Origin of the sequence: Brevibacterium renqingii (assembly GCF_017808095.1) — a bacterium.
GTDB classification, from domain to species: domain Bacteria; phylum Actinomycetota; class Actinomycetes; order Actinomycetales; family Brevibacteriaceae; genus Brevibacterium; species Brevibacterium renqingii.
The window spans coordinates 13,373-39,964 of record NZ_JADBHG010000004.1; the positions used below are offsets into that span (position 1 = coordinate 13,373).

Annotated in this window: 24 protein-coding genes; 10 read left to right on the top strand and 14 right to left on the bottom strand. The window is 66.8% G+C overall.

From position 1 onward, the window contains the following. Positions 1-6 precede the first annotated feature (6 nt). From IIE29_RS09140 to IIE29_RS09165, 6 genes are all read right to left on the bottom strand, one after another. A complete protein-coding gene (locus tag IIE29_RS09140; protein WP_209324949.1) occupies positions 7-1,848 on the bottom strand; it encodes an ABC-ATPase domain-containing protein in 1,842 nt (613 codons plus the stop codon). A 38-nt stretch (positions 1,849-1,886) separates the two neighbouring features. Further along, positions 1,887-2,165, bottom strand: a complete 279-nt coding sequence (locus IIE29_RS09145) for a hypothetical protein (RefSeq protein ID WP_209324950.1) — start codon at positions 2,163-2,165, stop codon at positions 1,887-1,889. A gap of 5 nt (positions 2,166-2,170) precedes the next feature. Then, a complete protein-coding gene (locus tag IIE29_RS09150; RefSeq protein ID WP_209324951.1) occupies positions 2,171-3,703 on the bottom strand; it encodes a molybdopterin-dependent oxidoreductase in 1,533 nt (510 codons plus the stop codon). 54 nt (positions 3,704-3,757) lie between these two features. Then, positions 3,758-4,201, bottom strand: a complete 444-nt coding sequence (locus IIE29_RS09155) for an RpiB/LacA/LacB family sugar-phosphate isomerase (protein ID WP_209324952.1) — start codon at positions 4,199-4,201, stop codon at positions 3,758-3,760. Positions 4,202-4,276: 75 nt separating this feature from the next. Further along, positions 4,277-5,089 (bottom strand): amidohydrolase family protein, encoded by an 813-nt coding sequence (locus tag IIE29_RS09160; protein ID WP_209324953.1) that lies wholly within the window; start codon positions 5,087-5,089, stop codon positions 4,277-4,279. A gap of 182 nt (positions 5,090-5,271) precedes the next feature. Then, positions 5,272-6,579 carry a M18 family aminopeptidase gene (locus IIE29_RS09165; protein WP_209324954.1) on the bottom strand — a complete coding sequence of 436 codons (1,308 nt, stop codon included), beginning with the start codon at positions 6,577-6,579 and terminating at the stop codon, positions 5,272-5,274. Between the two features lie 150 nt (positions 6,580-6,729). On the opposite strand from IIE29_RS09165, the gene IIE29_RS09170 reads away from it, so the two are divergent. Next, a complete protein-coding gene (locus IIE29_RS09170) occupies positions 6,730-8,268 on the top strand; it encodes a DUF1684 domain-containing protein (protein WP_343071857.1) in 1,539 nt (512 codons plus the stop codon). Positions 8,269-8,299: 31 nt separating this feature from the next. On the opposite strand, the gene IIE29_RS09175 is transcribed toward IIE29_RS09170, so the two are convergent. After that, complete coding sequence (locus IIE29_RS09175; RefSeq protein WP_209324956.1) at positions 8,300-8,749, bottom strand: MarR family winged helix-turn-helix transcriptional regulator; 450 nt, start codon at positions 8,747-8,749, stop codon at positions 8,300-8,302. Then, positions 8,746-9,639 (bottom strand): alpha/beta hydrolase family protein, encoded by an 894-nt coding sequence (locus tag IIE29_RS09180; protein ID WP_209324957.1) that lies wholly within the window; start codon positions 9,637-9,639, stop codon positions 8,746-8,748. The genes IIE29_RS09175 and IIE29_RS09180 overlap by 4 nt, the downstream gene beginning before the upstream one ends. Positions 9,640-9,723: 84 nt before the next feature. Between IIE29_RS09180 and IIE29_RS09185 the strand changes: the two genes are divergently transcribed. Continuing rightward, on the top strand, positions 9,724-10,536 hold the full coding sequence (locus tag IIE29_RS09185) for an enoyl-CoA hydratase (protein ID WP_209324958.1): 813 nt from the start codon (positions 9,724-9,726) through the stop codon (positions 10,534-10,536). Positions 10,537-10,618: 82 nt separating this feature from the next. On the opposite strand, the gene IIE29_RS09190 is transcribed toward IIE29_RS09185, so the two are convergent. Continuing rightward, positions 10,619-12,589: a M13 family metallopeptidase gene (locus IIE29_RS09190; RefSeq protein WP_209324959.1), complete on the bottom strand. Its 1,971-nt coding sequence runs from the start codon at positions 12,587-12,589 to the stop codon at positions 10,619-10,621. Between the two features lie 110 nt (positions 12,590-12,699). On the opposite strand from IIE29_RS09190, the gene IIE29_RS09195 reads away from it, so the two are divergent. Beyond that, the gene (locus IIE29_RS09195; protein ID WP_209324960.1) at positions 12,700-13,278 is read left to right on the top strand and encodes a low molecular weight protein-tyrosine-phosphatase; all 579 of its coding nucleotides are present in this window, start codon (positions 12,700-12,702) and stop codon (positions 13,276-13,278) included. 70 nt (positions 13,279-13,348) lie between these two features. Next, positions 13,349-13,984: a copper resistance CopC family protein gene (locus tag IIE29_RS09200; RefSeq protein WP_246475857.1), complete on the top strand. Its 636-nt coding sequence runs from the start codon at positions 13,349-13,351 to the stop codon at positions 13,982-13,984. A gap of 58 nt (positions 13,985-14,042) precedes the next feature. On the opposite strand, the gene IIE29_RS09205 is transcribed toward IIE29_RS09200, so the two are convergent. Further along, a complete protein-coding gene (locus IIE29_RS09205; protein ID WP_209324961.1) occupies positions 14,043-15,209 on the bottom strand; it encodes a PQQ-dependent sugar dehydrogenase in 1,167 nt (388 codons plus the stop codon). A 152-nt stretch (positions 15,210-15,361) separates the two neighbouring features. On the opposite strand from IIE29_RS09205, the gene IIE29_RS09210 reads away from it, so the two are divergent. Beyond that, a complete protein-coding gene (locus IIE29_RS09210) occupies positions 15,362-16,348 on the top strand; it encodes an LLM class flavin-dependent oxidoreductase (RefSeq protein WP_209324962.1) in 987 nt (328 codons plus the stop codon). A 9-nt stretch (positions 16,349-16,357) separates the two neighbouring features. On the opposite strand, the gene IIE29_RS09215 is transcribed toward IIE29_RS09210, so the two are convergent. Further along, complete coding sequence (locus IIE29_RS09215; protein ID WP_209324963.1) at positions 16,358-17,299, bottom strand: LysR family transcriptional regulator; 942 nt, start codon at positions 17,297-17,299, stop codon at positions 16,358-16,360. A 77-nt stretch (positions 17,300-17,376) separates the two neighbouring features. On the opposite strand from IIE29_RS09215, the gene IIE29_RS09220 reads away from it, so the two are divergent. The 5 genes from IIE29_RS09220 to dld all read left to right on the top strand — a co-directional run bounded on the left by IIE29_RS09220 (position 17,377) and on the right by dld (position 24,583). After that, positions 17,377-19,161, top strand: a complete 1,785-nt coding sequence (locus tag IIE29_RS09220) for an FAD-binding protein (RefSeq protein WP_209324964.1) — start codon at positions 17,377-17,379, stop codon at positions 19,159-19,161. Positions 19,162-19,285: 124 nt separating this feature from the next. Next, positions 19,286-19,939 (top strand): GntR family transcriptional regulator, encoded by a 654-nt coding sequence (locus IIE29_RS09225; protein WP_246475873.1) that lies wholly within the window; start codon positions 19,286-19,288, stop codon positions 19,937-19,939. A 90-nt stretch (positions 19,940-20,029) separates the two neighbouring features. After that, positions 20,030-21,313 (top strand): MFS transporter, encoded by a 1,284-nt coding sequence (locus IIE29_RS09230; RefSeq protein ID WP_246475858.1) that lies wholly within the window; start codon positions 20,030-20,032, stop codon positions 21,311-21,313. Between the two features lie 113 nt (positions 21,314-21,426). After that, complete coding sequence (locus IIE29_RS09235; RefSeq protein WP_343071858.1) at positions 21,427-22,758, top strand: replication-associated recombination protein A; 1,332 nt, start codon at positions 21,427-21,429, stop codon at positions 22,756-22,758. Positions 22,759-22,843: 85 nt separating this feature from the next. Then, positions 22,844-24,583: a D-lactate dehydrogenase gene (dld, locus tag IIE29_RS09240; RefSeq protein WP_209324966.1), complete on the top strand. Its 1,740-nt coding sequence runs from the start codon at positions 22,844-22,846 to the stop codon at positions 24,581-24,583. A gap of 237 nt (positions 24,584-24,820) precedes the next feature. On the opposite strand, the gene IIE29_RS09245 is transcribed toward dld, so the two are convergent. The 3 genes from IIE29_RS09245 to IIE29_RS09255 all read right to left on the bottom strand — a co-directional run bounded on the left by IIE29_RS09245 (position 24,821) and on the right by IIE29_RS09255 (position 26,579). Then, positions 24,821-25,390 (bottom strand): hypothetical protein, encoded by a 570-nt coding sequence (locus tag IIE29_RS09245; RefSeq protein ID WP_209324967.1) that lies wholly within the window; start codon positions 25,388-25,390, stop codon positions 24,821-24,823. Beyond that, complete coding sequence (locus IIE29_RS09250; protein WP_209324968.1) at positions 25,387-25,599, bottom strand: helix-turn-helix transcriptional regulator; 213 nt, start codon at positions 25,597-25,599, stop codon at positions 25,387-25,389. The genes IIE29_RS09245 and IIE29_RS09250 overlap by 4 nt, the downstream gene beginning before the upstream one ends. A gap of 194 nt (positions 25,600-25,793) precedes the next feature. Next, positions 25,794-26,579 carry a DUF3618 domain-containing protein gene (locus IIE29_RS09255; protein ID WP_209324969.1) on the bottom strand — a complete coding sequence of 262 codons (786 nt, stop codon included), beginning with the start codon at positions 26,577-26,579 and terminating at the stop codon, positions 25,794-25,796. Between the last annotated feature and the right edge of the window lie 13 nt (positions 26,580-26,592).

Genomic DNA, 26,592 nt, shown 5'->3' on the forward strand with positions numbered 1-26,592 from the left:
CTCCGCTCAGTGCGCCAGCCGCAGCTCCCTGTAGCGGTTGAGCGCCGCGGCGATCTCCTGTGTGCGGGGTCGGGTGAGGTGGCCCGGATGGTCGCGGTGCCCGGTGATCCCGTCGAGTCCCTGCGCCTCGAGCATGCCGTCGATCTCGGCCAGCGCCTCAGTCAGGGAAGTGCGGCCGTCGAAGATCTCCGCGAGGTACTCGAGCGCTTCTGCCACGCCGGCGGTCTGCTGTGCGTCGACGAGCTGAGCCACGGCGACGAGATCGATGAAGCTCCGGCCGAACTGGATCCGATCTGTGCCCTTGGCCCGGGCGGACTTCGTCTTCGACGCCGGCCGCAGAGCCTTCGCTGTGGGCACGCGCCGCACCGCACCGAACGCGGGGGAGCCGCCGCCCGGTTCGCCGGGCCCGGTGCCGTCAGAGCCGGTGTCGTCAGAGTCGGTGCCGTCGGCGTGGTCCTGATGCGCATCGAGGTTCTCGCCGGAGACGCCGACCAGCTCATGCGCCCGTTCGGTGACGACGCTGGGCACATAGGCGTCGAGGGCGATGACGTGATCGGCGACTTCGAAGAACGCGCTCGATCCGCCGGCGACGAGGACCGTGGACACGCCGCCACGAGTGAGCAGCGGACGCACCCGATCGACGAACGGGGTGATCGGCTCCTGCTCGGCGGGGATGAGCGCGCGCATGCGTTCGTCGCGGATCATGAAGTTCGTCGCCGAGGTGTCCTCGTCGATGAGCAGGGTGCGGGCTCCGGCCTCGACGGCTTCGACGAGGTTGGCCGCCTGCGAGGTCGAGCCGCTCGCGTTCGTCGTGGAGAAGGCCCTCGTGTCAGTGCCCGACGGCAGATTGTTGATGAACGCCGAGATGTCGTCGCCGGTCACGGCGCGGCCGTCCTCGGCACGGATGGAGGCGGCGCTCGGGTCGCTGATGACCCATTCGCGTCCGTCACCTGCGATATGCGGGTAGACACCGCGTTCGAGGGCGCGCAGGATCGTCGACTTGCCGTGGTAGCCGCCGCCGACGATGACAGTGACACCGCGGGGGATGCCCATGCCCGTGAGGCTGCGCCCGCTCGAGAGATTCACCGTGTGTTCGAGCTCGGGAGGGGAGGTGAAGCCGACCGCAGCCGCAGCATCCATCGGCCGGTCCGAGTCTCCGGCCTGACGCGGCAGGATCGCGCCGTTGCCGATGAAGCCGATGAGACCGGCCTCGCCGAGGTGGTCCCGCAGCTCCAGCTGATCCCGGTGCAGCTGCACATGGGCGGCCAGGTCCAACGCGGACGGGCCGGATTGCGCATGGACGTCGGTGGCGTGGTGCGCATCGGCGGCGTGGTGCGCATCGGCGGATGCGAGCGAGTCCGCGTCGCTCCAGCTGTGGAAGAGGAACAGCGTCTGCGCGAACTCCGGCAGATCACGGGTGAGGATGTCGGCGGCCTGATGGCCGAGGATGCTCCGACCGCGGGCGGGAAGATTGACGAGCAGCCGTGCTTCGAAGCCCGCATCGTCGATGAGGATGTTCGTCCTCTCGAGGATCTCCTGGCCGGGACGGCCGAGGATGGTCGCACGCTGCCCGATTCCCGACAGCACCGCATTGCCTGCGCGCTGCAGGTAGTCGGATGCGGCGATGCGGTCGGCACGATCGGTGGTGAGTTCCGGCGGGAACTTCGCCTCGTCGCGATCGACTCGGACCCGCACCTTCGAGGGGGAGGCGAAGGGGTCGGCCTGGACCCGGTCGATGAAGAGGGTCACCGGTCCGAAGGTGTAGCGACCGCGGATCTGTTTGAGATTGCCATAGCTGCGGCCGTCGAGGCTGCGCAATGTGGAAGCGAGATCTGTTCTGGAGCTCATTGGGGCATGCTACTCGATCGGGAAGCGGTGAAAGGACCTCAGTTGGCGCCGTTCGGTTCTGTCCCCGAACCGGGTTCCGAGATGACCCGATACCTTCCGGCTCGGGCCAAAGCCGAGTCGATGGTCTCGCGGCGGGGTTCGCAGCCGACCTTGTGCTTGATCCACAGTCGGGTCGGTTCGTTGGGCACGATCTCGAATGTGGCCTGGCCCAGACCGTTGGCGGCGAAGACGTCGTAGAGGGACTGAAGCGCCTTCTTCGTATCCCGGTCAGTGGTGACTCCCTCGACGAGGAAGCACGACGAAGAGATTGGTGCCACGGAGCTCAGATCCTTCCGTTGAATGCCTGCAAAGCGGAGTCCTCTCGAGTGCCTCCGCGGCCATCGCCGTAGTCAGCATAGTCGTGGATCCACATGATCCGCGAAACCCACTTCACGTGTTTGTAACCGTGGTTGGATTCGACGCGCAGGCGTGCGGGTGCGCCGAGGTGGTCCTCGAGCGGATGGCCGTTGCGTTCATAGGCCATGATCGTCTCCTCCTCCGCAGTCGAGTCGAGATCGATGGCCGCGTAGAACGGTTCGCGGGGGCGATTGTCGTACATCTTCTGCGCCAGCCCATAGGACTCCACCAACAGGTATCGGGCACCGTCAGGGCGGGGCCCGAGGAGATCCATTAGGTCGATCAGTCGGGCTCCGGTCCAGCGGGAGGTCGCCGACCACCCCTGCATGCACGTGTGCGTGGCGACGTAGGAATGCTTCGGCAGTGACTTGAGATCGCCGATGGTCACGGTCTTCTCGACGTCGTTGATGTCGTCGCGCAGGGTGATCGTCAGCCCCTCCCAACCGTTCTCGCGCGCTTCGGTCCACGGCTTCGACTCCTCAGCCGTCGGCGGCAGGCCGTTGGTCCAATGGAATTCGGAGATGTCCTTGTCGGTCAGTGCCCTCTTCTTATTCCCGATGGGACGCAGCCGGTTGAGGAAGATTGCGCGTCCGATCTCGGTGAAGCGCTCGGTGACGCGCTGAGCCCGAGCCCGATCGGCCAAACTCCAGTACGAGAGCGCGATCCAGAACACGACCACCGCCACTATCGTCGCGATCATGATGACCACTGCCTGCGCCGCGCGTGCGGCAGTGACCTCGCCGCCGCCGTAGACCATGTTGACGACGTTGTGGTCGCGGTGCACGAGGAAGACCAGGGTCACGTGCATGACGATGAATCCGGAGAAGACGACCAGTCCGATGAAGTGCAGGGAACGAGCGCCCTGATGGCCGCCGAAGGCTTTGACGAACCAGGGGAAGCGGGAGCGAACGGCCGGTGACATCGCGATGCCGCTGAGCATCATGAATGGGGCGAGGATGAAGATGACGAAGGTGTAGCCGAGCATCTGAAGTGAGTCGTAGGGCGTGAAGTGGCTGATGTCCGGCACGTCGAAGCTCAGGTAGATCAGCAGCGAGTCCCAGGCCTCACCGAAGACGTCCCACGAGGTCGGAATGATCCGCCGCCAGAGCCCGGTGGCGAAGAGCAGTACGGCATACACGACGCCGTTGAGCACCCAGAGCATGACGGATGCGCCGTGCCAGTGCCGTCCCAGGCCGATGTTCTCCCTCCCGGGCAGCGCGAGGGTCGGGTGGACCGATCTCTCGTCCATGAGAGAGGTGTAGACGCCCTCTTCGGCCGGCAGCTTCCGGCGAGTGAACTTCAGCCACTCCCTGCCCGGGGCGCAGTCATTTCGCCACCAGAGACGCGGCAGGGACGCGAGCATCTCGATGCCGGATCGGATGAGCATGCCGATGAGGATGAAATTGATCAGGTGCTGAGCACGCAGCCACAGCGGGAAATCACTTCCGACGGCTTCCATTGCCTCTCCTTGCGGGCTTGAGCGGCGGCCGGCGCTCGAACGCCGACCGATATGTCAGTCGTGGGACTCGAACGCGGCGATTTCGTCGACCTTCGGCCCGTAGGATCCGGTGGGATCATGTGTGAGGTCCAACCACAGGTCGATGAGCATTCGTGCGTACGGAGCGGCGATGACGTTCTGCCCCATGCACAGTATCTGTGCGTCGTAGTTCTCGACCGCCCCGCGAGCCGTCACCAGATCATGCGCCGTGGCGGCGCGAACTCCCCTGACCTTGTTGGCAGAGATTGCGGTGCCCACACCCGTGCCGCAGATGAGGACCGCCCGATCGACTTCACCGGCGGAGACCTTCTGCGCGGCGAGGAACGACACCGCCGGGTAGGTGATCTCGGGTTCGGACAGATCGAGGACGGCATCGACCCGGTCATCATCGACGAGGAAGCTCCTGATCTCGTCCTTGAGGATCTCCCCGTTGCCCGGGGCGCCGATCGCGATATGCATCTCTGTCCTCCGCCTGCTCACTACTTCGTAAGTTTCTACAGACTGTAGTAAAAAGCGCCTTGATAGTAAACAGTGCTATGTGGCTGAGCCCGCTCCTCCTGCGGATGTGACGGGCTCGATCCGATAGAACTTCGCCGCGTTCGTCCAGAACACCGCATCCGCCTCGGCGGGGGTGAGCACCTGGCGGATGAGTGCGAAGTCGGCATCGGCGAACGGCCTGCGCGCCCTCGTCGACGGCAGATCCGTGCCCACCATCAGTGCGGTCGGGTCGGTGTCGACGATGCGGCGCACCGCCTCGGCGGGGTCGAACTCCACCCGGCCGAAACCGGTCGCCTTGACCTTCACCCCTCGTTCGACCATGCGCAGCAGGATGGGCAGACCGTCCTCGTGCATGCCGAGGTGGTCGATGCTCGCAGCCGGCAGCGCGGCGATCCGATCAGCGAGCTCGTTATCGAGGGTGCGGGCGTCGATGTAGAGCTCGGTGTGCCACCCTGCAAGGTCATGGACCCGGCGGGCGAAACCGTCGAGAGCATCGAGCGTGGACGAACCGCCGCGGGCGATGTTGAAGCGCAGCGCCGTCACTCCCGCCTCGTCGAGCTCCCGGATCTCGTCATCGGTTGCCCCGTCGGGCAGCTGGGTGACGCCGACATAGTTCGGACCGAGTTCGTCCAGCGCGGCGATGAGATACCCCTGGTCGAAGCCCTGGAAGGATCCCGAGACGACGGCGCCGCCTGCGATCTCGACACCGACCTCAGGCAGGCTGCGCAGCCGGGCACGGTAGTCGGCGACGGTGAACGGCTCGGGCAGAAAGCCGTTGTTCTCGATCAGCGGATGGCCCGGATCGATGATGTGCAGGTGCGCGTCGAAGGCACGCTGGAGTTCACTCATGGAACACAACCTCATCGTCGGACGCGCTCGAGGCCGCTCGAGGTCGCTCGTTCAAGGCGCCAAGCGGATGTCGAATGGTGCACGGTTCTGGCGAGAGCTCGGTCCACGACGGAGGGAGCGGTGCGGAACCAGAGATTTCTGTCGTAGACCGAGCACTCGCGGCGGCTGTTGCTCGAGCGATCTCAAACGCCCTGGAGGAACGCCTTCGCGACAGCACCGAGGTCGACGATGTCGGAGACCGCTGCCATCTCGCGGGCCGAGTGCATCGAGTACAGAGCCGGACCCACATCGACGGTGGTCATGCCCAGCCGTGTGGCGGTCAGCGGGCCGATCGTCGACCCACAGGGCATGGCGTTGTTCGACACGAAATCCTGATACTCGACCCCGGCCGCCGCACATGCCCGCGCCCAGACTGCCGTGCCCACAGCATCGGTGGCGTAACGCTGCTGGGCGTTGAGCTTGAGCAGTGGACCGCCGCCGAGGCGGGGGCGGACATGCGGATCATGCCGTTCGGGATAGTTCGGATGCGCGGCATGCCCGGCGTCCGAGGACACGCAGATCGAAGACGCGAGCGCGGTCAGGTAGTCGCTGCGCGTCGAGTTCGGCAGCAGAGACGCGATGATGCGCTCGGTGACATCGGCCAGGAACGGTCCGCAGGCCCCGGACCTCGAGTTCGAGCCGATCTCCTCATGGTCGAAGGCCGCGAAGAGCGCGATGGCCTCGAGGTTGTCGGCATCGAGATGTGTCAGCGCGGTGACGCCGGCGTGGACGGACAGGAGATTGTCCAGTCGCGGCGAGGCGAAGAACTCCTCGGCGGCGCCGAAGCGGGCCGGCTCCTGGGCCGCGATGGTGTAGACGTCATGGCCGACGACGGTCTCAGGGTCGACCTCGGCCGAGGCGGCGAGCAGCTCGATGAGATCCGCCTCGGCGAGGTCGGCCAGCCCGATCACCGGCGCGGTGTGACGCTGCTTGTCCAGGGTCAGGCCCTCATTGACCTGACGGTCGAGGTGGATCGCCAGCTGCGGGATGCGGGCGATCGGCCCGGTGCGGGCCAGCACGACCGTGCCGTCGGCGAGACTGAGGCGACCGGCGAAGGCGAGCTCGCGGTCGAGCCAGGAGTTCAGCAGCGGACCACCGTAGATCTCGACGCCGACCTGACGCGTGCCTTCGGCGGTGTACTCCTCACCGGGCTTGAGCTTGAATGCGGGGGAATCCGTATGGGAGCCGAAGACCCGGAACCCGGGCACAGCCTCGGCGGGTGCCGTGGGATTGATCCACGCGATGAGCGCGCCGTCGCGGACGACGTAGTGACCGCTCCCCGGCGACAGCGCCCACGCAGTCGATTCGTCGAGGCGGGAGAATCCGGCCGCCTCCAGGCGTTCGACCGCGGCGGCCACGGCGTGATAGGAGCTGGGGGAGGCGTTGACGAAGTCACTGAGGTCGGCCGCAGTCTCGGCGGCCACGTCCTGTCTCGGGTGCGATTCACTCATTTCTTCAGCCTATCGTTTGCGGTAGTTTGGATGGCAGAGGGTTTGGTTCCAAGCAGCGGCCTGGCACCGGATTCGGTGGCAGACGCGGATGACAGGAGCCCGGTGACCGCGACCCGGTGACCGCAACAGCGACAGCAAGGAGTGTTCGACGTGAACCAGTTCGTGACTGAGTGGAACACCTGGCGCGATTCACGGAACTCGGCACTGGCGAAACCCTTCGGCTGGCTCAGCGTCGTCGGCCTCCACTGGCTCGACGAAGAGACGACCTGGCCCGATGCGCCCGGCACTTTCACCGTCGCGGACGGCTGGGTCACCGTCGCACTCGAGCCCGGAATCAAGGCCGGGCCCGCGGCCGAGACCTTCGACCTCATGAGCACCTCCCAGACCGCTGCGACCCAGGGCTCGACCGGCGTGACGAGAGCGACCAGCCCCTCGGTGCCCAGCGACACCTCGACCCTGCCGACCGTCAGCGAACAGGCCGCCACCGAGGAGACCGAACCCGCCCGGCCGCAGGTGCGCGTCGAAGACAACGGCTTCAGCGCACGCCTGCCCGAAGGGGGATCGCTGAGCTGGTTCACCGTCGGCGGTGTGCTCTACGAACTCATCGACCGCGGCGGCCGCCTCGGCGTGCGCGTCCGTGACTCGAAATCGCCCCTTCTGGGCAAGTTCTTCGAGGTCCCGGCCTTCGACCCGGACCCGGACTTCGTCTTCCTCGGCCGGTTCACCCGCTTCGACCCCTTCAGGACGTTCACGATCGAGACCGCCCAGGAGGATCTGCAGCTGCAGACCCAGGCGGCCGGGGTCGTCATCTTCGAGACGAAGCAGGGCGAGGTCAGCCTGCTCGCCACCGGGTGCCCGAAGACCGGGCTCCAGCTCGACTTCCACGATGCGACGAACGGGAAGACCACTCCTGCGTGGCGGACGCTCGACCTCGGCGTGCCGAACCAGGACGGCTCGCTCGTCATCGACTTCAACCGCGCCGTGAACTACCCCTTCGCGTTCACTTCGTTCGCCACCTGTCCCGCCCCGATCGAGGGCAATGACGTGCCCTTCGACGTCACCGCCGGCGAGCGTCGACCTCCGTTCTTCTACTCGGAGGCCGGGATCAACGTTCCGTTCCTGTTCTACGTCTGGTGGGACGAGGAGAGCGCCGAGGTGACCCGTCCGTGGTATTCGCGGTTCGGCCTCGACATCACCATCCTCAATCCGAACCATGACGACGAGCGGGTCTCCCTGACCGGTTTCGATGGTGTCGCGATGTCCGGCGGGGACGTCGGCCCGCTCGGACGCAAGGCGAGGTCGCGTCTCATCGACGTCGCCACCGAGGCGCTGACTTCGCGGATCCCGGTGATCGGCATCGGCGCCTACACCGAGTTCGTCATCCGAGCCCAGCGGGAGCTGCGCCAGCAGCAGGGCTACCGCGACGACATCGAATCCGAGTACCAGCCCTCCGAGGGGCGCCTGCTCATCGTGATGAACAACGAACTCGATCCGCAGCAGGCAGGGTTCGACATCGTCCACACCGATGCCAGCGGCCTCATCTACGTGGAGATGCCTTTCGACATCCCGCTCGAGTCCGATCTCACCGAGGTCGAGGACTTCGAAGCGGCGATGGAGGCAGACCGTCCGATCACGAGCTGGCAGGAATTCGACTACCGCATGGTCGCGCTCATCCGCCAACACCGCTGAGGGGCCGGACCCCGGGCCCTCGGGTCTCAGGTCATGTGCTGTCGGGCTCCTGCGAGGTGCGGATGATGCCGCCGGCCCGAGTGAGCCAGCGAGCGACAGTGGCGAGCTCTTCGTCGTCGAAGCCCTCGTTGAGAGCAGCATTGAGGTCGTCGAGTGCCGTTCTGGCTTCTGCGGCGACGTCGCTCCCTCGATCCGTGAGCGAGACTCGGGTGACGCGCTGATCCGACTCATCGGGCGTGCGAGCCACCAACCCGGCCGTCTCCATCCTCGCCAGCAGTCCGCTCGCCCCTGCCGGAGACGCGTGCAGGGCGGAGGTCAGTTCGCTCATCGTCGCCGCCGGATTCCGCCGCAGGTACATGAGGACCCCGCCCTTCGCAGCGGTCATGCCGGACGCGCTGCCGCGAGCCTCGATCCACCGTCGCACGGTGCGTTCGGCATTGCTGAGGAGGAAGATCAGCCGCGGGGGTTGTGAGCGGCTCATGATGCCGGTTCGATTCGCCGCCGCAGCCACTCGCTCACCTGCGGCCAGAGGCGGTCGCGGTTCGCGCGGCGGAAGAATCCCATATGACCGATCTTCTCCACGCCCACGGATGCGGGGTCGATGGTGCGCCGTTCGACCTCGGCATCGGCCAGGTGCCCGGTGATGGCATCGATCTGTTCGGGCGTCGCCCACAGGTCATCGCTGAATCCGATCGCCAGAACATCCGTCCGCACACCCGCGGCCCGCGCCTCGGCGTCCATCGTCGGGTCGTCGAAGAAGTAGCGGGGCAGCCTCGACCATCTGCTCCACTCGAGCATCGCCGCCCCGGGCATGTCCTCACCGAGGCCGATGCGCCGGCCGGGCACGTACCCGAGGAGCCGGGCCGTGACCGGTCCGAGCACGCGGAGCACGAAAGCGACCCGCAGGCGTTCGGCATGTGTGGGAATCGCACGGGTGACACCGGCATGCGAGGCGATCGTGACGAATCCCCGCAGCTCGGACGAGCCGTAGCCCAGGGCCAGGGCATGACCGCCGATGCTGTGGCCGACCGCCAGCTGGGGCGCATTCGGGAACCGGTCCTGGGTCCATTGTGCGACGGCCGGGACGTCGACGCTCATCCAGTCGCGCATCCGGATGCCGCGGTTCTCCCGCGGCACGCCCGACGTTCCGGTTCCGCGATAGTCGTAGGTGACGACGGCGAAGCCCTCGCCGGCGAGGAACTCGGCGAATCCTCGGTAGAGGCGCTCGGGCACGGCGGTGGCCGGGTGCAGGACGACGGCCGCCGCGACGGTCTGAGCATCCGCAGGCTCCAGCACGTGCCCGCGGACGGTCCCCGCCGAGGTGGGGATGGACACGCTCTCCGACGTGATCTCATTGAGAATATTTCGCATGCGAAGTAATGTACCTCGCATGCCCGCCGCATGGAACCCCGATGCTCGGGCGGAGGCAGACATTTCGCGAAGGAGACACAGCCCATGGCCCAGGACATCGTCATCGCCGAGCACGAGGGCGTGCTCACCATCACGCTCAACCGCACGGCGAAGAAGAACGCGCTGACCAACGAGATGTACGACGAGCTGGCAGATGCTCTCGAGCGCGCGGAGACGGACAGGGCGATCCGGGCTGTGGTCCTGCGCTCCGAGGGCGACACTTTCACCGCCGGCAACGACCTCGCGGACTTCGCCGAGCAGTCCGCCGGTCGGGGAGCCGCTGCGTCCGAGGAGGCGGCCGGTCAGAGATCCGAAGCATCCGAGGAGAAGCCGGTCCAGCGCTATATCCGCGCGCTCGTCGACTCCTCGACGCCGATCGTGGCGGCGGTGCAGGGCAAGGCGGTGGGCATCGGGACGACGATGCTGCTGCACTGCGACTACGTCCTCCTGACCGACGACGCTCAGCTCAGCACCCCGTTCGTCAACCTCGCCCTCGTGCCCGAAGCGGCCTCGAGCAGGCTGCTGACCCAGCGCATCGGGCACGTGCGCGCCTTCGGGATGTTCGCCCTCGGCGAGGCCCTCGACGCGCAGTCGGCGGTCGCCGACGGCGTCGCGAACGCGATCGTGCCCGCAGACGAACTCCATGCGCGGGCGCATGAGATCGCCGTGAGACTGGCGGCTCAGCCGGCGGGATCGCTGACGGCGACCAAGCGTCTGATGCGCGATGTGGGCCCGACGCTCGAGCAGATCGACGCCGAATCCGCCCTCTTCATCGAACGCCTCGGCAGCGCGGAGGCGCTCGAGGCCTTCACCGCCTTCCGCGAGAAGCGCCGCCCCGACTTCGCGCAGTTCTCCTGAGCCCGAAGCCGACCGGCCCGACCTGTCAGATAGCGGCCGAGCCGGCCAGGTGGCGGCTCAGCCCGCCAGGTGGCACCCCGACCTACCAGATGGTCACGCGTTCGGCCGGGGCGAGGTACATGCCGTCGGACTCGCTCACGCCGTAGGTGTCGTGGAAGGCGGTCATGTTCTTCACGACCTGGTTGCAGCGGAACTCCTCGGGCGAGTGCGGGTCGATCGACAGTCGACGCACGCGCTCCTCGGTGCGCATCTTCGACCTCCAGGCCTTCGCCCACGCGGAGAAGAACGACTTCGCCTGCTCCGTCGACGGCGCCACCGGCTGACCGGGGGTGCCGGCACGTTCGCCGAGTTCGAGCTCGAGCGCCTTCCACCCGATCGACAGGCCGCCGAGGTCGCCGATGTTCTCACCGACGGTCAGCGCCCCGTTGACGTGCTGGGACTCGTCGAGTCCGGCCGGAACCAGCTCTTCGTACTGGGCGATGAGCGCGTTCGTGCGCTCCTCGAACAGCTTCCGGTCCGATTCGGTCCACCAGTCGACGAGGTTGCCGTCCCCGTCGTAGCGTGATCCCTGATCGTCGAAGCCGTGTCCGATCTCGTGGCCGATGACCGCGCCGATGGCACCGAAGTTCGCCGCCACGTCACCCTCGGCGTCGAAGAACGGCGGCTGCAGGATCGCGGCGGGGAAGACGATCTCGTTCATCACCGGGTGGAAGTAGGCGTTGACCGTCTGCGGGGTCATCAGCCACTCGGTCCGGTCGATCGGCCCGCCGATGCGCTTGACCTGCCGCACATGCTCGGCCTGGGAGCAGCGGCGCACATTGCCGACGAGATCAGTTGCATCGATGACGGCCGGGTACTCGCGCCACACCTCGGGATAGCCGACCTTCGGCGTGAACTTCGAGAGCTTGACCAGGGCGCGCTCCTTGGTCTCCTCGCTCATCCAGTCGAGTTCGCGGATCGACTTGTCATAGGCCTTGATGAGCATGGCCACGAGGTGGTCGATGGCGTCCTTGGCCGTCGGCGGGAACTCGGCTGAGACGTAGAGCTTGCCCACGGCTTCACCGAGGCAGCCCTCGACGAGTCCGACCCCGCGCTTCCAGCGCTCCCGCAGGGCCGGCGTGCCCGAGAGAGTGCGGGAGTTGAAGTCGAAGTTCTCCTCGACGAGCTCATCGGTCAGCAGCGCCGCGGTGTCGGACACGACGACGAAGCGCAGCCAGGTCTTGATGGTCTCGATGTCGGTCTCGGCCCACACCTTCGCCATGCCCGTGACGAACGAGGGCTGGGAGACCACGAGGTACTTGAGGTCGGCCGCTTCGGCGGTGAGGATGCCCAGGTAGGAATCGAAGTCGAACTCGGGGCCGAGGTCGCGCAGCTCGGCGATCGAATACTTGTTGTAGGTCTTCTCGGCATCCCGGCAGGCGACCCGGTCCCAGTGGTGGCGGGCGAGTGCGGTCTCGAACGCCATCACCTTGGCGGCCACCTCGGTATCAGTGATCCCGGACTTCTCACCGAGGCCGGCCAGGGCGGCGATCCTCTGCACATGGGCGAGGAACTTCGCCCGCACCTCGGCGTGGTCGTCGTTGAAGTAGTAGTCCTCGTCGGGCAGGGAGATGCCGGCCTGGACGAGGTAGAGGGCGTAGACGTCGGAGTCCTTCGCATCGGCGGTGACGTAGCCGCCGAGCACCCCGCCGATGCCCTCGATCTCGAGGCGGGCGAGCAGCGCGGCGAGCTCGGACTTGTCCTCGGCGGCGTCGATGGCCGCGAAGGTCGAGTCGAGCGGGGTGACGCCGAGTGAGTTGATGCGCTCGACGTCCATGAACGAGGTGAACAGGTCGGCGACCTTCTGCCCTTCGCTGCCGGGTTCCTGCGGGGTTTCCGACACGGAGGTGATGATGTCGCGGACCTTGGTCTCGGCGGTGTCGAAGAGCTCGCGCATGGCACCGTCGCCGGCCCGGTCCTCTGGGATGGTGAATGAGTCGATCCACTCGCCGTTGATGTGGCGGTAGAGATCGTCCTGAGGCCTGATCGACGGGCGTGAAGTTTCAGAAGTCATGGTCCAACAGTATCGTGATCAGTGCCCGGGTCGATGGCCGTCGACGTCCGAGAAGTGCCGCCGCGGCCGCGTGTCGGTCGCAGCCGCGGTCGCGTGTTGAGGAGGAACGAATGAGTATGGCATCCGTCGTGTTCGTGTGCACCGGCAACATCTGCCGATCCGTCACCGCCGAACGCGTGCTCGAACATCATCTGCAGATCAACGGCGCCGAGGCTCTCGTCGACTCCGCCGGGATCAGCGACGAGGAGGCCGGCAACCCCATCGACCCACGACAGGCGCGTGTGCTCGCCGCCGCCGGCTACCGCACCGATGATCACATCGCGCGGCAGATCACGCCCGAATGGCTGGCCGAACGCGACCTGGCCGTGGCGATGACCGCCCGCCACTATCGAGTGCTGCAGAGGCTGATCGCCGACCTCCCCGCCGAGGCGGCCCCCGAGCTGCGGATGCTGCGCGAATTCGACCCGCGGGTGAGCGGGGCGGGCAAGGGTGCGGCAGGCGATGTGAGCGCGGATGCCACGGCCGGCGCAGGGGCCGCCTCGGCGTGGGACGACGATGCCCCGGCCCCCGATGCGCCGGATCCCTGGTACGGCGAATTGAAGGATTTCGAAGAAACTCTTGAGACAATAGAGGTATCCGTGCCGGGAATCACCGATCACCTGCATGCGCTGGCGGCGAAGTCTCAGTGATACTGGTAGGCAGAAGCTTGTCGGCACGACTCCACCGATATCGCAGGTACGCCTTGAAGGAGAATCTCTCATGTCTCGACTCATGACTCGAACGAACTGGTCCGCTCTCAGGCTGGGCTTCGCCGCCCTGCTGGTCGCCGCGATGAGCGTGTTCGCGTTCGCCCCGGCCGCCAGTGCGCACGACCAGCTCGTCTCGTCGAATCCCGAGGACGGCGCCGAACTCGACCAGCAGCCGAAATGGCTCGAGATGAACTTCTCCGGCGATATCCAGGAAGTCGGCTCCGAGGTCACCGTCGTCGTCGACGGCAAGGACGTCTCCGCAGGTGAGCTGACCGTCGAGGGCAAGAAGCTGAGCGTGGCGCTGCCCGATGACCTCAAGCCCGGCGACTACAAGGTGACCTGGCGGGTGGTGTCCCAGGACGGCCACCCGATCTCCGGCGACTACTCCTTCACCATCAAGGACTCCGAGGGCGCCGGCGGCTCCGTCGAGGAGTCGACGAAGGCCGGACTCGGCGGCGGCGTCGTCGACGAGCCGGGCAAGGACACCGAGGACCGCGGCGAGATCGGCGAGACCGCCGGCAGCGATTCCGGAATGTCGACCCCGATGATCGTGCTGCTCTCCGTCGGCGGCGTCGCCATCATCGTCATCGTCGTCCTGCTGATGCGCCGCAAGTCCCAGGGCCTGCCCGGCACCAAGGACGACTGAGCCTCAGACATACGCAATCAGGGCCCCGGAAGTGATCGCTTCCGGGGGCCTCTGTGTCTCACGGGGTGAAGCGCAGGAGTCGGTCGTCGTCCGGGCCAGGCTCTCCGCGGCCGTCGGTGTTGTTCGTCAGCACGAGCAGTGAACCGTCGGTTGCCTGGACCACGTCGCGCAGCCGCCCATGTTCGCCGGTCCAGAGCTCGGTGGAACTCGAGAGCTCGTCGAGCGGCACCTGGTGCAGGCGCTCGCCACGCAGCCCGGCGATGAGGATGCTGTCGTCGGTGACAGCCAGTCCGCTGGGGCTCGCCTCGTCGGGGGACCACTGCTGCACCGGATCGATGAAATCGTCGCCACCGCCACCTGCACCGCCGCCGTCCTCGGCGATGCCTTCGACCTCGGGCCACCCGTAATTGCCGCCGGCCTCGATGACGTTGAGCTCGTCCCACGTGTCCTGCCCGAATTCCGAGGCATACATCGTGCCCTCGTCATCCCACCCGAGCCCCTGCGGGTTCCTGTGGCCCATGCTGAAGACGAGCGAATCGCCGAATGGATTGTCCTCGGGCGCCTGCCCGTCGGGTGTCATGCGCAGAATCTTCCCGGACAGCGCCTTCTCATCCTGCGCACTGTCGCGATCGCCCGTATCACCGAGCGTGGCATAGAGCATCCTGTCGGGGCCGAAGGCCAGACGTCCGCCGTTGTGGAAATCCGCGGTGGGCAGCTCGTCGAGGATCGTCTCTTCCTCACCCAGCGACAGATCTCCGGCCTCGCCGAGGAGGTCGAACCGCACGATCCTATTCTCCGTCCCTGCCGCGAAGAAGGCATAGAGACGGTCGTCGTCGACGGCGAGACCGTGGAGCCCGGCCTCGCCCGATGCTGAGACCTCATCGATTCGACCGACCTCACGGACGTCACCACCTGCGGAGACTTCGAGGATGCGACCCGAATCGCGCTCACTGACCAGCGGGGTCTGACCATGGAAGGCGATCGACCACGGAGATTCGAGCCCAGTGGCGACGACCTCAGGGGAGTCCGCAGCCGGGGCGGATGAGGCCTCGGTGCTGCCACCGGAAGACCCGGCGTCCGCGCTCGCCGAGGCGGTCCCAGACTCGTCTGCGCCCTGGTCGTCGTCGGGATTCGAATCCGAGGAGCAGGCGGTGAGGAGGAGAGCGCAGGAGATCGCGGCACCGGCGAGAAGCCGTTCGGTGCGCCGCAGTGCTGGGGTTCTCATGTTCACTCCTCTTCAGGGGAGTCCGGTTTCTTCAGCGTAGCCGTCAGCACCCCAGGAATAGAACCGTCCGTCCGGACTGTTCACTGTAGCGATCGTCGTCTGCGACCGTGTTCTGCGCTCGCGTCGTCCACCTGCCTGAGGAGTCCTCTGTTTTGTCCGTTCCGCTGAATATCCTCGACCTCGTCTCCATCCGCGAGGGTGCCACTGCCCGCAGCGCCATCGCTGAATCGATGTCCTCGGCGGCTCTGGCCGACGAGCTCGGATTCAAGCGGCTCTGGTTCGCCGAACACCACAACACGATGGGCCTGGCCGCCAGCGCCACGGCCCTGCTCATCTCGCAGGCCGCCTCGGTGACGGAGCGGATCCGGGTCGGATCCGGCGGCGTGATGCTGCCCAACCACGCCCCGCTCATGGTTGCCGAACAGTACGGAACCCTCGCGAACATCCACGGCGACCGCATCGACCTCGGGCTCGGCCGCGCGCCCGGCACCGACGGAATGACGGCCGAGGCGCTCGCCCGGTCCTCGGCCGAACCGCAGGACTTCGCGCAGAACATCTATGACCTGCAGGGTTGGTTCGGCGAACGCGGGCAGGCGCACAGCACGCCGATCAAGTCCGCGGTCTCGGCGGGCACGGACGTTCCCATCTGGGTGCTCGGCTCGACGATGAACGGGGCGTCGATCGCCGGTCAGCTGGGTCTGCCGTTCTCCCTGGCCTCGCATTTCGCTCCCTCCCAGATCGACGCGGCGATCAAGGTCTATCGCGACTCCTTCACCACCGAGGCTCCGACCGCCCAGATCGACGAGCCCTATGTCATGGCCGGGATCAACGTCATGGTCGCCGACTCCGACGCCGAGGCGGACCGTCAGTTCACCTCGGTCCAGCAGATGTTCGCCGACATCGGCCGCGGTCGCAGCCGCGGACTGCAGCCGCCGATCGACCCGGCCGAGATCGCCGCGCAGGGCGGCGCCAATCCGATGCTCGAGATCAGCGCGGTCGGCTCGCCGGACAGGGCCACCGCCCAGATGGCCGAATTCGTCGAGCGCACCGGTGCCGACGAACTCATCACCATCACCTACGCATTCGACCCGGAAGTCACCCGGCAGTCGATGACGCTGCTGGCCGACGCCTGGTTCTGAGTCAGCGCCTCACCCCGCCAGCCGCACATGCGCGGCCAGGCCCGTGTCCTCGGAGGCCATCGCCCGCGCGGTCGCGAGGATCGTCGACTCCATCGCCGAGGCGGCCCTGGTGGCACGCACGTCCGCGCGCTCGGCGAGGCTGACCGTTCGCGACAGGCTCGGGTCGACCAGCTGCGCCGACGTCAGTCGCGGGCGGTCGACGAGCACCATGGCCGGGACGATCGCGACCCCGATCCCGCGTTCGACGAACCGCAGCACCGCATCCATCTCCGCGCCTTCGACGACGACATTCGGGCTCAGTCCCGCTGATTCGAAGGCCGCCGAGGTGGCTTCCCGCAGGTCGTAGCCGTGATGGAACAGCACCTGGGGAAGGTCGGCCACCTCGGCGAGGGTGATCCGATCCCTGCCGCTCAGCCGGTGACTGTCGGCGGCGTCGATGACGACGAGGTCCTCGCCGAGGACCTCCTGCAGGTCCAGCCGCGGCATCTGCGCGCCGAGGTCGAGGGTGCGGGTGATGAGCGCCAGGTCGAGCCCGCCGGCGCCGAGGGACTCGATGAGCTCGCGTGATCCCTTCTCCACGAGCTCGAGTTCGATGCCGGGATGCTCGTGATGGAAGCCGCTGATCGCCTCGGCGACGAGGCTCACGCACAGCGTCGGCGTCGCGCCGAGCCGGATCCGACCCCGTCGGAGGCCGGCGAGCTCATCCATGTCGCGGCGGACCGCCTCGGCGTCGGCGAGCATCCGCCGAGCTGTCGGCAGCAGGGTCTCCCCGGCCGCGGTCAGCGAGATGTGCCCGTGCGCACGATGGAAGAGCTCCGCGCCGAGCTCCTTCTCCAGGGTCGAGATCTGGCGGCTCAGCGACGGCTGGGCCAGATGCAGACTGGCCGCCGCCTTCGTGAAGTGACCGGTGGCCGCGACCTCGACGAAGCTGGTCAGCTGTTCCAAATTCATGCCGATAGCATATCGCTATCGAGTTCACTCAAACAATGCATTGGACGTATGCATTAGGCGAACCTAACGTGGAATCCATGAACACCACACAGGGACAATCCCACTCATCCCGCCAGGGCCACGGCTCCGTTCGCAGAGAGCACGCCGTCTCCACCTCGGTGCTCGTCATCGGCACCGGCGGATCGGGCCTGCGGGCTGCGATCGAGGTCGCCGAGGCCGGAGTCGACGTCCTGGCCGTGGGCAAGCGTCCGAAGGAAGACGCCCACACCTCGCTCGCCGCCGGCGGCATCAACGCCGCCCTGGCCACGATGGATCCCGAGGACACCTGGGCCCAGCACGCGGCCGACACGATCAAGGAATCCTATGACCTCGCCAACCCCCGCACCGTCGAGATCGTCACTCAGGGCGCAGCCGAGGGCATCGCCGACCTGGAGCGATATGGAATGGACTTCGCAAAGGAGGACGACGGTCGGATCTCACAGCGCTTCTTCGGCGCCCACACCTGGCGTCGCACCGCTTTCGCCGGCGACTACACGGGGCTCGAGATCCAGCGCACCCTCATCCATCGTGCCGAAGCCTTAGAAATCCCGATCCTCGACCGCGTCTACATCACCAAGCTGCTCGTGGCCGACGGCCGCATCTTCGGTGCCTACGGCTTCGACGTCATCGACGGCGCGGGCTATCGCATCCATGCCGACGCCGTCATCCTCGCCGCCGGCGGACACAACCGCATCTGGCGGCGCACCTCCTCGCGCCGGGACGAGAACACGGGCGACTCCTTCCGCCTGGCCGTCGAGGCCGGGGCGCGCCTGCGCGACGCGGAGCTCGTCCAGTTCCACCCCTCGGGCATCATCGAACCCGAGAACGCCGCCGGAACCCTGGTCTCCGAGGCGGCCCGCGGCGAGGGCGGGATCCTCACCAACGGGCTGGGGGAGCGGTTCATGGAACGCTACGACCCCGAGCGCATGGAGCTGTCCACCCGCGACCGCGTGGCCCTGGCCGCCTACACGGAGATCGCCGAGGGCCGCGGGACGGAAGGCGGCGGCGTCTGGCTCGATGTGTCCCACCTGCCGCGCGAGACGATCATGAACCGGCTGCCCCGGGTGTTCCAGACGCTCATGGAGACGCAGATGCTCGACATCACGCGCTCGCCGATCGAGATCGCCCCGACCGCGCACTACTCGATGGGCGGGGTGTGGGTCGACCCTGTCGATCACAGCACCGACGTCGAGGGCCTGTGGGCCATCGGCGAGGCCTCCTCCGGACTGCACGGGGCCAACCGGCTCGGCGGGAATTCGCTCATCGAGCTCCTTGTCTTCGGCCGGATCGTCGGCAGGTCCGCCGTCACGTACTCCGATGAGCTCGAAGCGCAGGTGCGTTCGCGGGACGCCGTCGCCGAGGCGCGGGACGAGATCGCTGATCTGCTCGCCTCCGAGGGCACGGAGAATGTGCGCGCCCTCCAGCGCGAGGTCCGCAACCTCATGACCGAGCACGCCGGGGTCGTCCGCGACGAGGCCGGCCTGCAGGCAGGTCTGGAGAAGCTCGCCGGCATCGAGGCGCGGATGGCGAATGTCGGCATCCACCCGGATATCGCCGGGTTCGCCGACCTCTCACATGCCTTCGACCTCAAGTCCTCGGTGCTCGCAGCCCGCGCGACGCTCGAATGCGCCCTCGAGCGCAGGGAGACGCGCGGCTGCCACAACCGCAGCGACTATCCGGCGCAGGATCCGTCGCTGCAGGTCAACCTCGTGTGGTCGCCGCAGGCCGGGGTCGTGCGTGAGGGGATCCCCGAGGTCGACCCCGAGGTCGCCGCACTCATGCGCACCGACGAGATCAGCCAGGTCGGCAAGCTCGTGGAGTGACGCCCCTTCTCGAGCTGTCTGACGGCCCTGCAGCTTCATGTGAGGCTGCAGGGCCGCCGTGTGAGCACGGGATGCTGTTGCATCTATCAATGCATGCATCTGTTAGTCTGGCGACGTGAACAACATGCTGACGCTCCCGTGGGAGCGCATCGACGACAGCTCACCGATCGCGGCGAAGATGGCCGCCTGGGCCGCCCGCGAGATCATCGAACAGCGATTCGCACCCGGAACCCTGCTCACCGAGGCTGAACTCGCCGCGGCCCAGGGTGCCAGCCGCACCCCTGCGCGGGAAGCGATGCTCCAGCTCGAGAGATGGCGCCTCGTCCGACTCGTACCGAAGAAAGGCGCGATCGTCACCACTGTGACGGGTTCGGAGCGCCGCGACCTGCTCGCCGTCCGCGTCTTGTTCGAAGTCGACGCTGCCCACGCCCTCAAGTCCGCGAGCGGACTCGAGCCGGTGGCCGCCGACCTGCGCACTCTCCTCGATCGACAGCGGCAGGCCCTGAACGCAGGCGACACCCTCGGTTTCGCCAGCGCCGACTACAGCTTCCACGCCCGCATCATCCGCAGCGGCGGCAACGCCGTGGTCGATGAGATGCTCACCACGATGGGCCCCCGCCTGGCTCGACTGACCTATCAGGCCGTCATCGACCGCCCAGGCTCCCTCGACACCCTCTTCGACGAACACGCAGAGCTCACCGACCTCGCCGAACGCAGCGATGCCGACGCCTTCGGTGCGCTCATCCGCCGACATATCGACGCGACGCACTTCGCCTGAAATCGGGACTCCGCCCGGGGTGCCGAGGAACCATGGCACCCCGGCCGATGCCCCGGACAGCCACGCACAGCCGACCCGGAATCGCCAGACATGACCCCAGAACCAACCACCGATGCCCCTGCTCGCACTACCACGGGGGAAGCATCGAACACCGACACCGTCCCCGCTGAGCCGGGGGCCCACCGCCGCCGAGGCGGGTCCTGGATGCGCGTGGCACCGGCGGTCTTCCTGCTCGCCTGGGGCGGGAACCACTTCACCCCTCTCGTGCACATGTATGAAGTGGACGGCAGGTACGCCGTCTGGCAGGCGAACCTGCTGCTGGGCATGTACGTCGGGGGACTGATCCCGGGCCTGCTGGTCGCCTCGGCGCTGTCGGATCGACGCGGACGCAAGCCCATCCTCGTCGGCGGAGCGATGGCTGCGATCATCGGCAGCATCTGCCTCGGGCTCGGCTACGACCTCTTCTGGCTGCTGTGCGGCGGGCGAGTGCTCGCAGGCATCGGCGTCGGCGTCGCGATGTCGGTGGGCACGAGCTGGATCAAAGAGCTCTCGGCCCCGCCGTTCGATTCCAGGGCCGACATCACCGCCGGCGCTCGCCGCCCGGCTCTGACGCTGACCATGGGGTTCGCAGCCGGTGCTGCGGTCACCGGATGCCTGGCCCAATGGGGACCGGTCCCCGAGGCGCTGCCCTACGCGGTCCACGGTCTCCTCAACGTCCTGGCTCTGCTCATCCTCCTGACCGCGCCCGAATCCCTTCCGAAGGGCAAGCGCTCGAACCAGCACTGGTGGCGGGGCCTGCGCATCCCCCTGGTCGCCCATCGCACGTTCGTCAGGCTCATCGTCCCCGCCGCCCCGTGGGTCTTCGGTGCCGCCGGCATCGCCTATGCGGTCATGCCCGCACTCGTCCAGGACGAGCTGGGAGAGTGGACGACGCTGTATGCGACCGTGCTCACCGTCGTCACCTTGGGAGTCGGCGCCTCGGTGCAGAATCTGGTGCCGGCGATCAACCGCTGGACCGGCGGGCGCGCACTCGTCGTCGGACTCGGGCTGATGACGTTCGGGATGGCGTCGGGCATCGTCGCGGCGCTGACCGTCGATCCGGTCCTCGCTTTCGTCGTCGCCGTCGTGCTCGGGCTCGCCTACGGCATCTGCGTCGTCGCCGGCCTCATCATCGTCCAGGCCATCGCCGAACCCGACGACCTCGCGGGCATCACCGGCGTCTACTATTCACTGGCCTACTCCGGATTCCTGCTGCCGACCGTGCTCGCAGCGCTCCTGCCGGTCATGCCCTATGCCGTCTCCTTGGGCGCAGTGGCGGGGATCTGCCTGCTCTGCCTCGGCGCTGTGGGACTGGGATCGCGGAATCGACGGTGAATGGCAGCACGTGGTGAGCGCAGCGGAGGGGCCTGTCGGCCCTTGCCGCCGGGAACTAGGATGAAAACGGAGTCCTCACCCGCAGGCGGATCCACGACGACGGAGGTGACACAGTGAGCCAGGAACCACCGTCATTGTTCGAACCCGACGACATCGGGCGGCCCCTCGCCGACCGTCTGCGTCCGAAGACTCTCGAAGACGTGCTGGGGCAAGACCACCTTCTCGGGCACGACGGGCCGATCGGCCGCATGGTCGACGAACGCCGACTGGTCTCCATGGTGCTGTGGGGGCCTCCGGGGTGCGGGAAGACCACAATCGCGCGTCTGCTCGCTGACCGCACCGGATTGGCCTTCGAACCGCTGTCTGCGACCTTCTCCGGAGTCGCCGAGCTCCGCAAGGTCTTCCAGGCGGCTGCCAAACGCCGAGAGATCGGCCAGGGCACGATGCTGTTCGTCGATGAGATCCACCGCTTCAACCGAGCTCAACAGGATTCCTTCCTTCCCTATGTGGAGGACGGCACGGTGATCCTCGTCGGCGCGACCACGGAGAACCCCAGCTTCGAACTCAACTCCGCACTGCTCTCTCGCTGCCAGGTGTTCGTCCTCAAACGCCTCGACGAGCAGACGCTGACCACACTCATCGAACGTGCAGAAACCGCCACGGGGAAATCACTTCCGCTCGACGAGCAGGCCCGGCACGCGATGGTGGCGATGGCCGACGGCGACGGCAGGTACCTGCTCAACCTCATCGAGCAGCTCCAAACCGTCAGTGAGACGCTCGACACGTCCGGCCTGACTGAGCTGGTTCAGCAGCGCGCACCGATCTACGACAAGGGGCAGGAAAGCCACTACAACCTCATCTCTGCGCTGCACAAGTCCATGCGCGGCTCCGACCCGGACGCGTCACTGTACTGGTTGGCGAGGATGCTCGACGGCGGCGAAGACCCGCTCTACATCGCCCGACGTCTGGTGCGGTTCGCCAACGAGGACATTGCGATCGCCGACCCACAGGCCGTCCACCAGGCCCTGGCGGCATGGGACGTCTATGAGCGGCTCGGCTCCCCGGAGGGCGAGCTCGCGATCGCCCAAGCCGTCGTCTACCTTGCCACCGCACCGAAGTCCATCGCGGTCTACTCGGCATTCAATGCCGCCAAGCGGCTGGCGAAGAAGACCGGGTCTCTCATGCCGCCGGCGAATATCCTCAACGCCCCGACGAAGCTGATGAAGGACCTCGGCTACGGAGAAGGCTACGAGTACGATCCGCACACGCCGGGAGGATTCTCGGGCGCGAATTACTTCCCCGAGGAGATGGAGCCGGAGAGGCTGTACCGGCCCACCAGCCACGGCTACGAAGGTGTCATCGCCGAAAAACTCGCCGAATGGCACCGGATGCGTGCGGAGAAACGGACGCAGGATGGGCAGGACGACGACGGAACCGAGACCTGATGATTGGACTGCCGGGCCGCCTCGGCGTGCATCGACGACGTTCCACGATGAAAACAGCTCGCAACGACAGAGAGGGAGCGACACCATGCTCGGACGATCACAGGAACCATCACCGGCGGTCAGCGCCTTCATCGACATCATGGGCAGGCGACACGTGCTCACCTCGAAGCGGGCGACCGAGCCGTATGCCAAGGGCAACCGGTTCGGCGGCGGCAGTGTGCTGGCCGTTCTCAAACCGGGCAGCCTCGTCGACATGTGGCGGGCCCTGCAGGTCTGCGTCGACCACGACCTCATCGTCATCCCGCAGTCGGCCAACACCGGCCTGACCGGCGGTTCGGGCCCGGGCGCACAGGACTACGACCGCGAGATCGTCATCATCTCGACCCTGCGCATCAACGGCATCCATCTCATCAACGACGCCCGCGAGGCGGTGTGCCTGGCCGGTTCCACTCTCTACGAACTCGACGAGGCTCTCGCCCCGCTCGGGCGCGAACCGCACTCGGTCATCGGCTCGTCCTCGATCGGTGCCTCGGTCGTCGGCGGCATCGCCAACAACTCCGGCGGCAGCCAGGTCCGGAAGGGACCGGCGTTCACGAAGCACGCGATCTTCGCCCGCGTCACCGAGGCGGGGCGACTCGAACTCGTCAACCACCTCGGCGTGGAGCTGGGGGAGGATCCGGCCCACATCCTCGACAAGCTGCAGCGCGGCGACTGGTCTCCGGCGGACGTCACCCCGCCGCCGGAGGACACGATGGAGACCGAATACGGCGAGCACGTGCGCGAGATCGTCGACTCGCCCGCGCGGTACAACGCGAACCCGAAGTTCCTCTATGAGGCCTCCGGTTCGGCCGGCAAGCTCATGGTCTTCGCGGTGCGCACCCGCACATTCCCGAAGGAGACGGGCGCGACGACGTTCTACGTCGGCACGAACAGCCCCGCCGAACTCGAGGGGCTGCGTCGGGCGATCCTGACCTCGGACATGCCCCTGCCAATCTCCGGGGAGTACATGGGGCGGCCCTCATTCGATCTCGCGGAGAAGTACGGCAAGGACACGTTCGTGTCCATCAAGCACGCCGGCAGCCGCGAGCAGATCAAGCTCTTCGCGCTGAAGAACTGGGCCAACGGGGTGTTCGCGAAGATGCCGTTCTTCGGCGAGACCGTCGCCGACACCATCGCCCAGCGGGCCTTCGGCCTCCTGCCGCAGCAGCTGCCGAAGCGCATGCTCGAGTTCCGCGATCGCTTCGAGCATCATCTGCTGCTCGTCGTCAGCGGCGAGGAGAAGGAGCGGATGGGGGCCTTCCTCGACGAATTCTTCGCCGAGGCGGGGCGCGGTCCTGAGCACGAGGGAGACTACTTCGTCTGCGACGCCGATGAGGCTCAGTCCGCGATGCTCCACCGGTTCGGCGCCGCGAGTGCCGCGACCCGGTACTTCAACCTCAACCGCGAGGACTCCTCGGCGATGATCACCTTCGATGTCGCGCTGCGTCGCGATGAGGACGACTGGCTCGAGGTCCTGCCCGACGAGATCGCCGAGCAGCTGCACATCAGCTCCTACTACGGCCACTTCTTCTGCCACGTCCTCCACCAGGACCATGTGGCGAAGAAGGGGGTCGACCCGGTGGCGCTGAAGCAGCAGATGATGGAGCTGCTCGAGGCCCGCGGCGCTGCCGTGCCCGCCGAGCACAACTATGGTCGCCTCTACCACGTGCCGCCGGAGATGGAGGCCCACTTCAAGGAGCTCGACCCCTGCAACGTCTTCAACCCCGGCGTCGGCGAGACCTCTCCACGCAAGAACTGGGCGGGAGCCTGCGTGCGCCGGGCGTGAGAGCAGTGTTCGGTGAGCGGTGGCTGCTCCTGAGCCAGCCCCGTGCCTGGTCGCCGGCTGAGCGCACCGTTGGCGTCAGCGCCTACCCTCGCTGACACAACGCACTCTCCCTCGCGCATCCTGCTCCGTTAGTGTCATAACCCCCTGGTGCAACGGGATGTCATGACGCTAACGGTGAGGGATGCTGGCGGCGCTGAGGCGGCTGGCCCGGCGCCGGCACTGCCGGGCGTCGCCTGTTCAGTCTTCGTCCTCGATGTCAGCGGCTGCGGCCGCCTCGGCGCGGGCCTGCTTGATCTTGCGCGACCGCGAGATCGACATCGCCACGATGGCACCGACGAATCCGACCGCTGCTCCGATGGCGATCGACGACGAGCTGGTCACTCCGCTCAAGTCGCTTCCGAGGCTGACGTCGATGAGAGGACGGCCGACGGTCATATGGAAGACGAGGGCCGCGACCCACGCAATGGCGAACCCGGCCCCGACGACATTGGAGATGAGCAGTCTTCTCGGGGAGACGCGGGCAATCGCCATCGAGAAGTCCACGTTCTCACGTTTGCAATAGGCCGAGACCGCCACACCGGTCAGACCCGAGGCCAGGATGATCAGCACGGACCACATCCCGGCGCCGATGGCTGCGAAGACGAGGCCGAGAGCGAAGAGCGCATAGGTTGAGATGACGGAGCCGAACGTGTAGGCGCGCAGGATGACGTCACGTTCGCGTTCGTCCCCCATGGACGGGTCGTCGAAACCGACGATCCTGTCGGCCAGTGAATTGGTGCGGGGCTTCTTTCCGCTCATGTTGCTCATTGATATTCCTCCTGAAGCGAGAAGATCTCTTCCACTGTGGTGTTCAAGGCGCGTGCGATACGCAGAGCCAGATAGACGCTGGGGGCGTAGTCGCCCTTCTCAGTGGCGATGATCGTCTGTCGCGATACTCCGGTCACCTGTGCCAGCTGCGCCTGAGTGAGCCCCGACGCTTTGCGAACCTGCTTGAGATCCGAGGTCTGCACTTCCATACGGTTCCTTGATGTCAAGTTTCTTTTACACGAAAAGTAAAACATTCTTAACGCCTCAATGTCAACGATCGTTGACATTTCCGGGGTTGGCGCGCGGCTTCGATCGGGTGGCAGGCAGTTGCGCGCACGACAGCGGCTCCGGGAGAATCCCGGAGCCGCTGGACGTTCGAATGAAATCGTGGCCGAGGTCGGCGCTAGTGCCGCGCGCCCGGCTGGTCGGACTGCGGGTCGATCCGCGGAGGTTCGCCGAGGCGGCCCGGCGTCCCGTCGGGACCTGAAACTCCGGCGCTCGTTCCGCCAGCGCCGGAGGCACCCGATCCGCCTGCACCCGATCCGCCTGCACCCGAGCTACCTGCACCCGATCCGCTGGCAGGCGCAGAACCTCCGGAATCGCTGATGGTGCTGCGGGCCTCTTCTGCCTGGTCCTTCACATCCTGGGCGGCGTCCTGGCCCTCGTCCTTGACGTTCTCGGCCGCGCCCTGGGCCGTGTCCTTGACCTCGGCGGCAGCTTCCTTGGATGGCTGCTTCATGTCCTCGGCAACTTCCTTGGCTGCATCCTTGATGTCGGAGACCAGAGGTTCGCTCTCGTCCTTGATCCGCTGGGCCGCGTCCTTCTCCTTCTGGCTGGCAGGCAGGAGGGCTGCGGCGAGCAGGCCGGCACCGAAGGCGATGAGACCTGCGGCGACAGGGCTGCCCTGTGTCTGCTCTTTGACCATGCGCGGTGTGTCACGAACGGTGTCGGCTGCGTCCTGTGCCTTGTCCTGCACGACGTCCTGTGCCGTCGCCCCGCTGTCGCCGGTGTGGTCGGCCTCGCCCATGATCCGGTTCTTGAGCTGTTGGGCCTTGCCGCGGGCGTCGTCCATGCCGCGCTGGGCGATCGAGGACGGATTGACCTTGTGCTCGACGGCGTCGACGTCAGCGCCCAGTTCGGCTCGGGTCGCTTCGATGTCTCGACGTATCTGCTCTGGTGACTGACTCATGATTCATCGCCTC